This is a genomic window from Cryptosporangium arvum DSM 44712 (assembly GCF_000585375.1).
In the GTDB taxonomy this organism is placed as follows: Bacteria; Actinomycetota; Actinomycetes; order Mycobacteriales; family Cryptosporangiaceae; genus Cryptosporangium; species Cryptosporangium arvum.
This window is the reverse complement of the sequence record NZ_KK073874.1, coordinates 6,330,001-6,342,761: the sequence shown is the minus strand read 5'-3', so window position 1 is coordinate 6,342,761 and position 12,761 is coordinate 6,330,001. Positions and strand designations below refer to the sequence as shown.

13 protein-coding genes are annotated in these 12,761 nt (G+C 70.1%); 1 reads left to right on the top strand and 12 read right to left on the bottom strand.

Annotated features, from left to right (window positions below; all coding sequences use genetic code 11):
• Positions 1–45 precede the first annotated feature (45 nt).
• From CRYAR_RS29045 to CRYAR_RS29000, 10 genes are read right to left on the bottom strand one after another with little or no spacing between them, the layout of a single operon-like run.
• Positions 46–582, bottom strand: coding sequence for a hypothetical protein (locus tag CRYAR_RS29045; RefSeq protein ID WP_035856531.1), 537 nt, complete (start codon positions 580–582; stop codon positions 46–48).
• A gap of 11 nt (positions 583–593) precedes the next feature.
• The gene (gene feoB, locus CRYAR_RS29040) at positions 594–2,507 is read right to left on the bottom strand and encodes a ferrous iron transporter B (protein WP_084701078.1); all 1,914 of its coding nucleotides are present in this window, start codon (positions 2,505–2,507) and stop codon (positions 594–596) included.
• The gene (locus CRYAR_RS29035; protein ID WP_035856530.1) at positions 2,504–2,728 is read right to left on the bottom strand and encodes a FeoA family protein; all 225 of its coding nucleotides are present in this window, start codon (positions 2,726–2,728) and stop codon (positions 2,504–2,506) included. The genes feoB and CRYAR_RS29035 overlap by 4 nt, the downstream gene beginning before the upstream one ends.
• Positions 2,725–3,399, bottom strand: a complete 675-nt coding sequence (locus CRYAR_RS29030; protein ID WP_063725782.1) for a metal-dependent transcriptional regulator — start codon at positions 3,397–3,399, stop codon at positions 2,725–2,727. The genes CRYAR_RS29035 and CRYAR_RS29030 overlap by 4 nt, the downstream gene beginning before the upstream one ends.
• A gap of 32 nt (positions 3,400–3,431) precedes the next feature.
• Positions 3,432–3,644, bottom strand: coding sequence for a hypothetical protein (locus CRYAR_RS29025; protein ID WP_035856529.1), 213 nt, complete (start codon positions 3,642–3,644; stop codon positions 3,432–3,434).
• 1 nt (position 3,645) lies between these two features.
• The gene (groL, locus tag CRYAR_RS29020) at positions 3,646–5,295 is read right to left on the bottom strand and encodes a chaperonin GroEL (RefSeq protein ID WP_035856528.1); all 1,650 of its coding nucleotides are present in this window, start codon (positions 5,293–5,295) and stop codon (positions 3,646–3,648) included.
• Between the two features lie 58 nt (positions 5,296–5,353).
• Positions 5,354–5,689, bottom strand: coding sequence for a propane 2-monooxygenase effector subunit MimD (mimD, locus tag CRYAR_RS29015; RefSeq protein WP_245620727.1), 336 nt, complete (start codon positions 5,687–5,689; stop codon positions 5,354–5,356).
• A 5-nt stretch (positions 5,690–5,694) separates the two neighbouring features.
• Positions 5,695–6,798, bottom strand: a complete 1,104-nt coding sequence (locus tag CRYAR_RS29010; RefSeq protein WP_035856525.1) for an aromatic/alkene monooxygenase hydroxylase subunit beta — start codon at positions 6,796–6,798, stop codon at positions 5,695–5,697.
• Between the two features lie 14 nt (positions 6,799–6,812).
• Positions 6,813–7,838, bottom strand: coding sequence for a 2Fe-2S iron-sulfur cluster-binding protein (locus CRYAR_RS29005; protein WP_035856524.1), 1,026 nt, complete (start codon positions 7,836–7,838; stop codon positions 6,813–6,815).
• A gap of 57 nt (positions 7,839–7,895) precedes the next feature.
• Positions 7,896–9,530 carry a ferritin family protein gene (locus CRYAR_RS29000; protein WP_035856522.1) on the bottom strand — a complete coding sequence of 545 codons (1,635 nt, stop codon included), beginning with the start codon at positions 9,528–9,530 and terminating at the stop codon, positions 7,896–7,898.
• Positions 9,531–9,690: 160 nt separating this feature from the next.
• Between CRYAR_RS29000 and CRYAR_RS28995 the strand changes: the two genes are divergently transcribed.
• Positions 9,691–11,421: a sigma-54-dependent Fis family transcriptional regulator gene (locus CRYAR_RS28995; RefSeq protein WP_084701076.1), complete on the top strand. Its 1,731-nt coding sequence runs from the start codon at positions 9,691–9,693 to the stop codon at positions 11,419–11,421.
• Here CRYAR_RS28995 and CRYAR_RS49805 read toward each other — a convergent pair.
• Both CRYAR_RS49805 and CRYAR_RS49800 read right to left on the bottom strand, forming a co-directional pair.
• Complete coding sequence (locus tag CRYAR_RS49805; protein WP_245620521.1) at positions 11,413–11,709, bottom strand: hypothetical protein; 297 nt, start codon at positions 11,707–11,709, stop codon at positions 11,413–11,415. The two genes, CRYAR_RS28995 and CRYAR_RS49805, sit on opposite strands and share 9 nt — an antisense overlap.
• Before the next feature lie 23 nt (positions 11,710–11,732).
• Positions 11,733–12,653: a glycoside hydrolase family 27 protein gene (locus CRYAR_RS49800; protein ID WP_245620520.1), complete on the bottom strand. Its 921-nt coding sequence runs from the start codon at positions 12,651–12,653 to the stop codon at positions 11,733–11,735.
• Between the last annotated feature and the right edge of the window lie 108 nt (positions 12,654–12,761).

The window sequence follows — 12,761 nt, the reverse complement described above, 5'->3', positions numbered from 1 at the left end:
ACGGTAGCGCGGCCCGATCGGTTCCCGCCGGAGGCGGAGCCGGTTTCAGCCGAGGGCGACGATCCGCCACGGGGGGACGAAACCGACGCCGATCAGCCGGTCCCAGCCGCGGAAGATCTCGCCGACGCCGTCACCCGCGGCCGGCGTCACCCGGTTCTGCGGACCGGACGCCAGCGCGAGCAGCCCGTAGGTGAACAGCGAGCGGGTCTGCCCGTCGGCCGAGTCGCGATGGACCTCGAGCTCGCCCACCGCGGCCCCCAGGAACCGGTTGACCAGCCGGGTGACGCCGGGGCGGCCCTCGGAGGCGAACGCGCGGGCACCGGCGCCGATCGCGGCGCGCGCCGCCTCGATGCCGGGGGTGGGCGGCGGCACGACGTCGAGCGTGGCCATCGCGGAGCCGGTGACGGCACGCAGCAGGTGACCGGCGGCCACCGTGCCGTGCTCGACCGTGTACGGGGGCGCCGGGCGGTCGGGCCCCATCAGGTGCACGGCGAGCGCGTCGAGGAAGAGCAGCTCCAGCGCCGGAACCCGCTCCGGGGTCAGGGCGCCGAGTCCGGCGACAGCTTGTTCCTGCCAGTCCATGGGGGTTCCTCTCAGAGCCAGCGCGCGAGCGTCGCGGTGGTGAACGTGACCAGGACGCCGAGGGCCAGCGGCAGCAGCGTGGCCGTCGAGGTCCAGCGCAGGCTCCTGGTCTCCTTCCAGATCGTCAGGATCGTGGTGCTGCACGGGTTGTGCAGCAGCGACAGCAGCATCAGGTTGACGGCGGTCAGCACCGTCCAGCCCCCGACGTGTGCCAGCACGGTGTAGGCCTGGGTGTCCGAGGCGTCGATCAGCACCCCGGCGGGCCCGGTGCCGCTCGCCGCCAGCGTGAGCATGAGGATCGCGGGCACCACGATCTCGTTGGCCGGTACCGCCACCACGTAGGCCAGCAGCACGACCCCGTTGAGCCCCAGCAGCATCCCGACCGGGTCGAGCCCCCGCACCAGGTGCACGGCGACGCTCACCCCGCCGACGTCGACGTTGCCGATGATCCAGATCAGCGCGCCGGCCGGTGCCGCCATCACCACGGCCCGCCGGAGCACCTTCACCGTCCGGTCGATCAAGCTGACGTAGATCGTGCGCCAGAGCTGCGGGCGCCGGTAGGGAGGCAACTCGAGCGAGTAGACCGAGACCTCGCCCCGCAGCACGGTCCGGGACAGCAGCCAGGACACCGCGAGCGTGACGACGACGCCGAGCACCGCGACCGCCACCACGGTCGCCGCCCCCACCACCCCGGCCCAGACCGGCGGCACGACCGACCCCACGAACACCGTGCCCATCAGGATCAGCGTCGGCCAGCGTCCGTTGCAGATGCTGAAGTTGTTCGTGACGATCGCGATCAGGCGTTCGCGTGGACTGTCGATGATCCGCGTCGCGGTGACGCCCGCGGCGTTGCAGCCGTAGCCCATCATCATCGTCAGCGCCTGCTTGCCGTGCGCGCCGGAGCCGTGGAACAACCGGTCGAGGTTGAACGCCACCCGCGGCAGGTACCCGAAGTCCTCCAGCAGGGTGAACAGCGGGAAGAAGATCGCCATCGGCGGCAGCATCACCGCGATCACCCAGGCGGTGCCGAGGTAGACGCCGTCGGCGGTCAGCCCGACCAGCCAGCCCGGCGCTCCGATGCCGGTGAGCAGGCCACGCACCAGCGGGTGCCCGTGGTCGACGAGGAGAGCGAAGAGCAGGTCCGACGGGACGGCGGCGCCGGCGATCGTCAGCCAGAACACCCCGAAGAACATCGCGCCCATCGTCGCGAAACCCCAGACGCGATGGGTGAGGGCGCGGTCGAGCCACTGGTCGAACGTGCGCAGCGGCGCCCGGCCGGACGTCCCGACCGCCTCGGTGGCGAGGCGCTCGGCGTCGGCGAAGGTGGCCGTGACCAGGTCGTCGGAGAACTCCTCGACGTCCGTTCCGCCGGGGGCCCGCGGCTCCCGCGCCGTCGTGGCGACCGCGGCGAGCAGCGCGTCGACGCCACGCGCGGTCCGGGCGACCACCGGCACGACCGGGACCCCGAGCTCGCGGTTCAGATGGCGGACGTCGACGACCACCCCGGCCCGTTCGGCCTCGTCGATCATGTTGAGCGCGACGACGACCCGCCGGGTGATCCGCAGCAGTTGCAGGACCAGGTAGAGGTGGCGTTCCAGCCGCAGCGCGTCGACGACCACGACCGTGACGTCGGCCTCGGCGCCGAGCAGGAACTCCGCCGCGACCCGCTCCTCCGCGCCCGCCGCCCAGAACGACGTCACCCCCGGCAGGTCCACGACGCGGTACGCGGTGCCGTCGAGACGGTAGGTGCCCTCGGCGCGGCTCACGGTCGTCCCGGACCAGTTGCCGACCCGCTGCCGGAGCCCGGTCAGCGCGTTGAACAGCGTGCTCTTGCCGGAGTTCGGGTTGCCGGCCAGCGCGACGACGACGTCGTGACGCACCGGCAGGGTGCTCAACCCGCACGAGTCGCAGTCGTGCCCGGTCATGTCGCCCGGACCTGGATCAGGCGGGCCTGGGAGCGCCGGAGCGCGATCAGGCAGCCGCGGACCAGGTACGCCGTCGGGTCACCCAGCGGGCTGTGCAGGTGGGCGGTCACCTCGGCGCCCGGCAGCAGCCCCAGGTCCATCACCCGGCTCCGGTCGGGCCCGGACCCGTCGACGCTGACGACGACGGCCCGGGCACGGTGGGGGAGTTCGTCGAGGGTCATGGGGTCAGCTCTCCCCGGATCACCCGGACCACCGGCGCCGTCAGCACCAGGTCCCGGTCGCCGGTCCGGACGCGCCGGGTACCGGCGGCCTCCGCGAGCACCTCGTGCTCGGCGCCGAGCGCGAGCACCTCGAGCTCGGCGCCGAGCCCCACCCGCAGCGCTGCGAGCGCACGCAGCGCACCCGGGTCCCGGTCGCCGACGCGCAACACCCGGAACCGGTCGCCGGGCCGCGCCAGCGCCAGCGGCATCTCGGTGCCCTCGTCGTGGGCGCCGTTCTTCGGCGGGATCGGGTCGCCGTGCGGGTCGTGCCGGGGATGGCCGAGCCGGGTGTCGATGAGGTCCTCGAGCCGCTCGCTCAGCCCGAACTCGAGCTTCTCCGCCTCGGTGTGCACCTCGTCCCATTTCACGCCGAGGACGTCGTGCAGGAAGGTCTCCAGCAACCGGTGGCGCCGGACGGCGCCGTGCGCGTGACGCAGGCCGTGCGCGGTGAGGCGCAGCGCGTCCGGCTCGACCAGGTCGCTGTCCCGGAGACGGTGCACCATCGCGGTGACCGTGGGTGGAGCGACCCCGAGTGCTCTCGCCACCGTGGAAATGCCGCCGCGGTTCTCGAACAATACCTTCAAATACCGTTCGACGGTCGGCGTGTGCTCGATCGTGCAGCAATTGTTCATGGACTCAAATTAGAGCGGTCTAACGGAGTCGCTCATCTCAATATGAGACCGGCGAGGATAGCGACGACGCACGCGGAAATGATCAGCGGAGTCGCGCGGGTGAGGAAATCGACCCGCCGGAGCACCGCGGTCGGCAGCCAGGCCGGATCCACCACGCGCAGGCACCCGATACGCGCGAGGAACAGGCCCAGGACGAGGGCGCCCGCCACGATCAGAAGGGTGCCCACGTCCCAGGAGCGGTCCATCTCAGTAGATGTTCGAGGGCCGGACCATACCCTCGGCCAGATCGCCGAATCCGGGCGCGACAATGGCGCCGGGATTGACCATGATCTCCTCCACCACCGCGGTTTCCGTGGTGATCAGCAATGCGGCGATCGAGGCCGCGCTTTCCAGCGCCGCCCTGGTCACTTTCAGTGGGTCGATGATTCCGGCGGCGAACAGTTCGCTGAATTCGCCGGTGAGCGCGTTGAATCCGTACCCGGCCGGGAGACCGGCCACCTCGGCCACGGTCTTGTCGCCGTCGTAGCCGGCGTTGATCGCGATCCAGCGCAGCGGCTCGGGCAGCGCGCGGTGCACGACGTCGCGGCCCACCGCGTCGTCGCCGGTCAGTTCCACCGCGGCGGCCGCCCGCTGGGCCTGCACCAGCGCGGCGCCACCGCCGGGGACGACGCCCTCCTCCAGGGCGGCGAGGGTGGCGGCGAGCGCGTCTTCGACACGCAGCATCCGCTCCTTCTGCTCGACGCTCGTCGCCCCGCCGACGCTGATCACCGCGACCCGCCCGGTCAGGCGGGCCAGCCGCTCCTGCAGGCTGTCGCGGTCCCCGTCGATCCGCGCGCGCTCCAGCTGCACCTTGAGCTGGCCGACGCGTGCCTCGATCAGGTTCGCCGCTCCGTGCCCGCCGACGAGTGTCGTCGAGTCCTCGGTGACCGTGATCCGCTCGCAGCTGCCCAGGTGCTCGCGGGCGACCTCGAACAGCTCGACGCCGGTGTCCTTGGCGATGACGTGCCCGCCGAGCGCGACCGCCAGGTCCTCCAGCTCGGCGACGCGGCGGTGACCGAACCCGGGTGCACGCACGACGACCGAGCGCATCGTGTTGTGCATGTTGCCGCCGACGAGCAGCTGCAGCGCGGGCCCGTCGACGTCCTCGGCGAGGACGACGAGCGGCCGGTCGGCGCGCTTGGCGACCTCGATCGTCGGCATGATGTCCTGCACCTGGCTGATCTTCTTGTTCGTCAGCAGGATCAGCGGCTGGTCGAGCACCGCCTCCATCCGCTCGCGGTCGGTGACCATGTACGCCGACACGTAGCCGTGCGAGAACTCGATGCCGTCGACGAGCGACATCGACACCCCGGGGGCGTCGGACTCCTCGGTCGTGATGACGCCGTCCCGGCCGGCCCGGTCGACGGCCTCGGCGATCACCCGGCCGATCGCGTCGTCGTCGCTGGCCGCGAGCGTGGCGATGTGCTCCAGGTCCCGGCGTCCGTCGACAGTGGTCGCGACCCGGCGCAGGGCCTCGACGACCGCGGGCACGGTCTGCTCGATGCCGCGGCGGACCCGCATCGGGTTGGCGCCCTCGTCCACGGCCTTGAGCCCCTCGCGCACCATCGCCTGGGCCAGCACGGTCGCGGTCGTGGTGCCGTCGCCGACCACGCCGTTGGTCTTCATGGCGACTTCCTTGACCAGCTGGGCGCCCATGTTCGCGAACGGGTCACGGAGCTGGATCTCCCGGGCGATCGTCACGCCGTCGTTGGTGATCGTGGGTGGGCCGGTCAGCTTCTCCAGTACCGCGTTGCGGCCTTTCGGGCCGAGCGTGACCTTCACGGCGTCCGCCAGCGCGTTCACCCCGGCCTCGAGCCGCCGCCGCGCGTCGGTGTTGAACCGCAGTTCCTTGGCCATGTCAGGACTCCTTTGTCAGCCCGGTCCGGGCCCTCGACCGGGCCCGGACCGGTGAGGCTCAAGCGACGGTCAGGTCGAAACCGATGTACTCGGCGGCGTCCTCGGGGCTCGCGAACAGCAGCGTCTTGTCGTCGAGGTGCACCATCCGGCCGTAGTGGGTGGAGCTGATCTCCTCGAAGATCGAGCCGTCGAACTCGGAGCCCAGGGCCTCGGTGAGTTCGTCGTAGTTGAACTCGAGCAGCCGGGTGCCGTCGACGCGGATCATCGACGGGTAGTTGGTCAGCTCGACGCCGTCCTTCTCCGCCATGACCTCGGCGACCACGCGCCCGACCGGCGTGTTCATCAGCGTCACGCCGCACTTGTTGGAGAACTCGACGTCCGATCCGAACTGCATGGAGGTCACTGGTCCAGCTCCTTGGGGGCGTCGATGTCGAGGTCGGCGAGCAGCGAGCGGAACTTGCTCGTGGCCGCGTCGAGGCTGTGGGCGAACGTGACCGGCTTGTCGGAGGGCCGCGACCAGATCGGCTGCAGCGCCTTGGCCGCGTCCAGGGCCCGCGGCACCCAGACCGACATCCACTGCCCGAACAGCTCCTTGTTCGCGTCGCCGTGGGTCTCGTCGCGGGTGAGCAGGCGGAACAGGTTCCGCGTGTAGGCGAGGTCGCGGTCGTAGTCGTGCTCGCCGGTGCCGACGATCGTCGGCGTGATGTAGTCGCCGTTGCGGGCCGAGATCTGCATGACCAGCTCGGACCGGAACAGCGATCCCACCAGCTGCTCGAAGACGACGTTCGAGGCGAACAGCAGCTGGCACCAGTCCTCGACGGCGGTGAGCCGCTCGACGATCTCGCGGGTCGGCTGCCACTCCGGGGCGTCCTTCCAGACCCCGATGTGCGCCTCGCCGTCGAAGCCGACCCCGGCCTCGGACAGGTCGAGGTTGTAGAGCGCGAGGTCCTGGGCGAACCGCAGCTTGTGCGCGGCGTTCACCGCGACCGCGGTGTTGATCATGTTCGTCGGCCCGGACCGCTGGATCGCGGTGAAGACGTGGAGACCCAGCCCGTTCTCCACGTGCATCCAGGCGCCGAGGTTGCGCTCCACGAACGTGACCCAGGTGGGGTTCCAGCCCTCGTAGGCGCGGGCCCGCTTGGCGTTGGCCAGGCACAGCTCGACCTGGTGGACGACCGCGGAGTTGTTCCGGTAGATCGTCTGGTTCCACTCCTCGTTCGGGTCGCGGAACACGTGCCAGTTCGACGACTTCGCGGCGGTCCAGTCCTGCGGGTAACCGCCGGGGCCGGTGGCGAAGCCGTAGATCCAGCCCTGGGTCAGGTGCCGGTCGGGGTCGGGCTGGACGTCGACGGTCACGTCCTCGTAGATCGACGCCCGTCGTCGCGCCGGCTGGTAGTAGTTGTAGCTCCGGCTGGTGGAGCTGGGGAACGTGAGCGCCCCCGCTTCGGAATCCGTGAATTCGATTCCCGGGAAACTGCGTGCCTTCGCTTCGGTCCTCGCCATCGGTTCGGCTCCCTCTACTGTTGGGCCGGGCTGGTGAATTTGTCGTAGAAGATCTGGTCCGGCGGCACCTGGTTGGCCTGCAGGAACGCCAGCGCCGCATCCACCATCGGCGGCGGGCCGCACAGGTAGGTTTCGCATTTCTCGATACGTGGCTCCCGCCGCCCCACCACGTCGGTGACGTTGCCGAGCTCGATTCCCGGCGCGGTCGCTTCGTCGACCGCGGACAGGCAGGCCACGAATTCGAAGTCGGTCAGCTTCTCGCCGATTTCGAGAATCTCGTCCAGGTAGAACAAGTCCTCAGCGGTGCGGGCGCCGTAGTAGAAGCGCACCGGCCGGCGGACGCCGGTCTCGCTCATGTGACGCAGCAGCGAGAGGATCGGCGCCATGCCGGCCCCACCGCCGATGCACACCACCGGCAGGACGTGGCCCTCTTTCAGCGTGAAGGAGCCGTACGGACCGGTCAGGTCGACCTCGTCGCCGACCGACAGCCCGTCGTCGAGCAGGGCGGAGAACTTCCCGCCCGGGTACTTCTTGATCAGGAACTCGACCGCTCCCGGCGTCGACATGGTCGTGGCCATCGAGAACGAGCGGTGCTCGTCGGTGCCCGGGATCGTGAGATCGGCGTACTGGCCGGGCTTGAACTCGTACCCCGGGGCGGTCAGCCGGAGCGACACGATGTCCCGCGTCTTGGGCTCGATGGCGGTGATCGTGGTCTTCACCCGCTGGATCGCGATGCCGTTGAGCAGCTCGTCCTCGTCGAAGTTGAGCAGCTCGATCTGGCAGTCGCTGTACGCGTGCGACCGGCACAGCAGGACGTAGCCGTCGGCGGCCTCCGCGTCGTTCAACGCGAACGTCGAGTACCGGTCCATGTCGATCTCGCCGTCGAGCACGTAGGACTTGCACGCCGAGCACTGTCCTTCGCGGCATCCGTGCATGAGGTGGACGCCCTGGCGGAAGGCCGCGTCGAGGATTGTCTCGTCCTCGTCGACGTCCATCTCGATGTCGACCGGTTCGAAGCGGATACGGTGCTTGTCGGCCACGTCGGGCTCCTCGTCGTCGGGCGACCCGGTGGCGCTCCCGCGCCACCGGGCTTCTGGTCAGGAGGCCTTGGTGCCGTTGGCCCGGTACGCCGCGACGTGCTCGTCGCGCTCGGCGTCGGACATCTGGTTGAGCAGCACGTTCGGGCTCATGAAGTGGTTGCCCCGGACGGAGTCGAGCGTCCACAGCTTGGACGGGTCGTCCAGACGCAGGTGCGGCTGACCGATCAGGGTCTTGCCGTCGTCACGCACGTAGCCGAGGTCCTGCACGATGTCCGCGAGGTCCTTGTCGTGGTGCAGCGTCTCCCACTCCCGGAAGCCGGTGAGCCGGCCCATGTTCGGGGTGCTGCGGCCTTCGTACTCGCCCCGGAAAGCCACCGCGTCGGTCCAGTGGCACGTCTCCGAGCAGTACGTCCGCCACTGACCGTCGACCTTCTCGACGACCATGTCCTCGCGGATGAGCGCGGGGACCATGCACGTCCAGCACCGGTGCGGGTACTGGTAGCCGACCTCCTCGAACGCGATCGGCTTGTTGCGGCCGGGGTAGGCCAGGCGGTTGTAGTTCTCCCACCACTTGCCGTACTTCGAGTACCAACCCGGGTACTTCTCCTCGAACCAGGCGAAGTCCGTGTCGGTCATCGTGTCGATCCGCCAGTAGTTCACCGGCCAGCCGGTGGCGAAGAAGCGCGCCACCTCGTGCACGTACCCCTTGTTCACGATCCGGTTCCAGGCCTCTTCGACCAGGTCGTGGGGGATCGTCAGGCCGTACTTCTCCAGCGGGATGAGGTAGCTGCGGTAGTAGTCGTCGTAGATCCAGCGACGCCACATCTCCGCGTAGCTCTCGCGGTCGGTCCGCCGGTCCTTCGTGCCGTACTCGATGAACGTGCCGATCGCGGCGTCGACCACGCAGTGGTTGTTCCACCAGGCGTAGCGCATGTCGCGCTCGAGCAGCGGCCGGTTGCGCTCGTCGGCCAGCGCCATCAGCAGGATCGAGTACCCGTTGCTGATGTGCCGCGACTCGTCGGACTGCACCGAGTGGAACACGGTCGGCAGGAGGTAGTCGCCGTTGGCGGCCGCCTCGTCCGGCATCGCGACGAACAGCGTGTTCGTGAACGCGGTCTCGGCCACCACCGTGAGGTAGATGTTCGCGGCGGTGATCGCGTCGCCGGTGATGAACCCCTCGCCGAACTGCCGGCCGATGGTGCCCGCGTAGTTGTTCGCGAACGCCTTCTCGGTCATGTCGAACCCGGCCGGGTCGATGTAGTTGTTCATGTACAGCTTCTTGAGGTTCATCTGAATCGTCGAGTGACGAACCTCGTCGATCATCTGCACCGCGAGACCGTTGTGGATCTCCGGGTTCGGGACGGCCTCGATGGCCATCGGCATCGCCCGGGCCGCGGAGATCTCCGGGAACGGGATGATCGACAGGAACAGCTTCTGCCACTCCATCCAGCGTTCCTGGACCTGACGGAACATGTTGCCGCGGATCGCGCCGTCCATGGCGCCGAAGACGCGGTTGTCCTTCTCCTCCTCCATCGGGAAGTAGGACCGCATGATCTGCTTCAGCGGGTCCTTCTTCGGCGCGTGTTCGAACGTGTAGTCGGTGCCGAACCTCCTCGCCGGGGTGGCGAAGGTCGGCTCCCACGTCAGCTCGCTGATCTTGGCGTGGGCCTTGCTGAGACTTTGCCTGCTCACGGACGCCTCCTGGGTCGTCAGTCGGCCGTTTGGCGACAGCCCCGATGCAACCCGGCGCTCGACGGAGGTCTTGTCTCAATGTGAGACTTGGCTCACAGGGAGGGCGCGTTAAGTTCAGGTACGCAGCGGGTTAAATCCGGAGCCCGAAGGGACGTGCCGCATGAGTTCAGACGCTTCCCGGCAAGATCGAGAACGCTTCCTGGCTGCGGTCCCCGGGGCCGCGGAATCCGTGCGGAACACGATCCGGGTGTCCTGGGAACGGTCCCGGGCCGCGTCGGTCGACCTGGACCGGCCCACCCCGGCGTTCTCGCCGCCGGCCAACCGCCCGTCGTCGCTGACGCGGGCCGCGGCGCCCGTTCTCGACGCGCTGGCCGCCGAACTCATCAACGAGCCGGTCTGCCTCATCCTGACCGACGCGAAAGGCCTGGTGCTGTGGCGCAGCGAGGGCCAGACCGCGTTGCTGCGCGCGCTGGACGCGGTGAGCCTCGCGCCGGGGTTCACCTACTCCGAGGCCGAGGTAGGCACCAACGGCATCGGCACCGCCCTCGAGGTGGGCCAGGCGATCCTCGTCGACGGAGCCGAGCACTACACCGGTGACCTCACCCGGTTCTCCTGCGCCGGGGCGCTGATCACGCACCCGGTCACCGGCGGGCTGCTCGGCGTCGTCGACATCACGACGCAGTCCGAGCTGTCCAACCAGCTGCTGCTCTCGTTCGCCAAGCTGGCCGCGGCGCGGATCCAGGAGCGCATCCTCGACGAGTCGAGCATGCTCGACCGGGCCTTACTCGGCGACTACCGGCTGGCCTGCCAGCACTCCGGCGGGGCCGTGATCGCGCTGGGCGAGAAAGTGTTCATGATGAACTCGGTGATGCAGCAGCATTTCGACGCGGGGGACCAGGCGGCGATCATCGACCAGACCCGCGACGCCCGCGGCCGCCGCCGGCCCTACACCGCGCTGGCCGAACTCCCCAGCGGCCTGACCGCCCGGCTCTCCTACCAGCCGACGTTCGTCGACGAACTGCTGGCCGGCGGCATCGTGCAGATCAAGCCGCACCGGGCGCGCCCCTCCCAGCGGCGGGCGATCTCGTTCCCCGGGCTCGCCGGCGACAACCCGGTGTGGCGGCGCACCGCCCACGAGGTGCTCGACGCCTGCGCCCGGCGCGAGTGGGTGATCGTCGAAGGCGAAGCGGGCGCCGGGAAACGGTCGATCGTCCGCGCCGCCCAGGCCGAGGGAGCCGGTGGCCGCCGGCTCGTGACGCTCTCCGCCGAGACCGACGTTGTGGACCAGGCCGCGGCCGCTCTCGACGCCGGAGCCGACCTGATGATCACCCAGGCGCACCTGCTCTCCGCCGACTGCGTCGACGGGCTGGCCGAACTGTTCCAGTCCGTGCACGACGACCTCGATCCGCGCGGGCCCTGGATCGCGCTGACCACGCTCGAGGGCGCGCCGACCGAGCACTGGGGCGTCCAGCTGCTGGGGTTCTTCCCCCGGACCGTGCGGGTGCCGCCGCTCAGACATCACCTCACCGACATCCCGGCGCTGGTCCGCGTGCTCCTGGACCAGGTCGGCGCGGCCGAGCTGTCCCTGTCGCAGGCCGCGCTCAACCAGCTCATGCGTCTGCCGTGGGCGGGCAACATCACCCAGCTGCGCGCGGTGCTCGGCACGGTGAGCCGGCGGCGTCGCTCGGGCGAGGCCGGCCTCGAGGAACTGCCGCCGGTCTGCCGCTCCACCGTGCGCCGCCAGCTGACACCCATCGAGGCGATGGAGCGCGACGCGATCGTCGACGCGCTGGCACTGCACGACGGGGACAAGCTCGCCGCCGCCTCGGCGCTCGGCATGTCCCGCGCCACGATCTACCGCAAGATCCGGCAGTTCGAGCTGTCAGGCTGAGCTCAGGCGGTACGCCACGACGTCGTGCGGCGGGATCGTCGTGGTGACCGGTCCGGTACGGCTGGTGTGGGCCCAGAGGTCCCGGATACGGTGCGCGGTCGTCGTGACGGTTTTCGGTGCCTCGCCGCGGTTGAGGAGAACGACCGCGGTGTCGCCGTTCGCCAGCGGTTTCGTCCAGAGTCGGACGCCGTTCTCGTCGCGGACGAGCCGGGCCTGGCGTCCGGACCGGTCCTGGTCGAGCGCGATCACCTCGCGGTTGAGCAGGATCCCGGCGGTGGCAGCATCCATCGTGCGGACGTCGTGACCCGCGATCAGCGGGGCGTTGAGCAGCGCCCAGAGCGTGAACTGGGCCCGGTACTCGCCGGGCCGTTGCCGACCTCGAGCATGTCCGGGTCGTTCCAGGCGTCCGGCCGTCCGGGCGGGAGGTTCCGCTGCTGGTCGAGGATCCAGAGGACGCTGCCCCAGGTGTCGCTGACGTCCCCGGTGGTGCGCCAGATCGATCCGCCCACTCGTTCCCCCCAGCCTTCCCACGGCCGGTTCTCGCCCCATTCGCAGAGGCTGAGCACGATCGGGCGGCCGGTGGCTCGCAGCGCGTCGGCCATCGCGCGGTACCGCTCGGGAGCGGGACGGCCCCGGTTGTGGCAGTTGTCGTACTTGAGGTAGTCGACCCCCCAGGCCGCGAACGTCGCGGCATCGGTCTTCTCGTGATCGAGGCTGGCCGGGTAACCGGCGCAGGTGCGTGTGCCGGCCGAGGAGTAGAGGCCGAACTTCAGGTTCTTGGTGTGGACGTAGTCGGCCAGGCTCTTCATCCCGCGGGGGAATTTGGCGGGGTCCGGTACCAGCGCGCCGTTCACCCGCCGCGGTGCCATCCAGCAGTCGTCGATCGTGACGTAGCGGTAGCCGGCGTCGCGCAGACCCGAGGCGACGATCGCGTCCGCGGTCTGTCGGATCAGGGTGTCGCTGACGTCGCAGCCGAAGCGGTTCCAGGAGTTCCAGCCCAGCGGCGGTGTGCTCGCGTCACCGACCGGCACCGCGATCGGCGGGAACGCGCCGGGGCTCGCCGACACCGTGGCCGCCGCGGCCAGCGGCAGCACGATCGCGACGAGCACCGCGAGCGCGCGCCGGGCGGCGGGGCGCAGGCGGGCGGCGGGGCGCAGGCGGGCGGCGGGGCGCAGGCGGGGGCGAGGCGCAGGCGGGGGCGGGGCGCAGGCGGCCGGGCGACGAAGGCACACCGCGCGGACGCTAGGACGTCGACCTGAGCCTCGGCTGAGGGGTGGGTCGGTTGTGGTGGTGGGTCGGCTGCCGGTTGGGGCGGTTGTGGTGGTGGGTTGGTTGTCGGG

Excerpts from the sequence above, each read along its gene's own strand:
- CRYAR_RS29045 (WP_035856531.1), bottom strand. The coding sequence starts at position 582 with ATGGACTGGCAGGAACAAGCTGTCGCCGGACTCGGCGCCCTGACCCCG.
- feoB (WP_084701078.1), bottom strand. The coding sequence starts at position 2,507 with ATGACCGGGCACGACTGCGACTCGTGCGGGTTGAGCACCCTGCCGGTG.
- CRYAR_RS29035 (WP_035856530.1), bottom strand. The coding sequence starts at position 2,728 with ATGACCCTCGACGAACTCCCCCACCGTGCCCGGGCCGTCGTCGTCAGC.
- CRYAR_RS29030 (WP_063725782.1), bottom strand. The coding sequence starts at position 3,399 with ATGAACAATTGCTGCACGATCGAGCACACGCCGACCGTCGAACGGTAT.
- CRYAR_RS29025 (WP_035856529.1), bottom strand. The coding sequence starts at position 3,644 with ATGGACCGCTCCTGGGACGTGGGCACCCTTCTGATCGTGGCGGGCGCC.
- groL (WP_035856528.1), bottom strand. The coding sequence starts at position 5,295 with ATGGCCAAGGAACTGCGGTTCAACACCGACGCGCGGCGGCGGCTCGAG.
- mimD (WP_245620727.1), bottom strand. The coding sequence starts at position 5,689 with ATGCAGTTCGGATCGGACGTCGAGTTCTCCAACAAGTGCGGCGTGACG.
- CRYAR_RS29010 (WP_035856525.1), bottom strand. The coding sequence starts at position 6,798 with ATGGCGAGGACCGAAGCGAAGGCACGCAGTTTCCCGGGAATCGAATTC.
- CRYAR_RS28995 (WP_084701076.1), top strand. The coding sequence starts at position 9,691 with ATGAGTTCAGACGCTTCCCGGCAAGATCGAGAACGCTTCCTGGCTGCG.
- CRYAR_RS49805 (WP_245620521.1), bottom strand. The coding sequence starts at position 11,709 with ATGGATGCTGCCACCGCCGGGATCCTGCTCAACCGCGAGGTGATCGCG.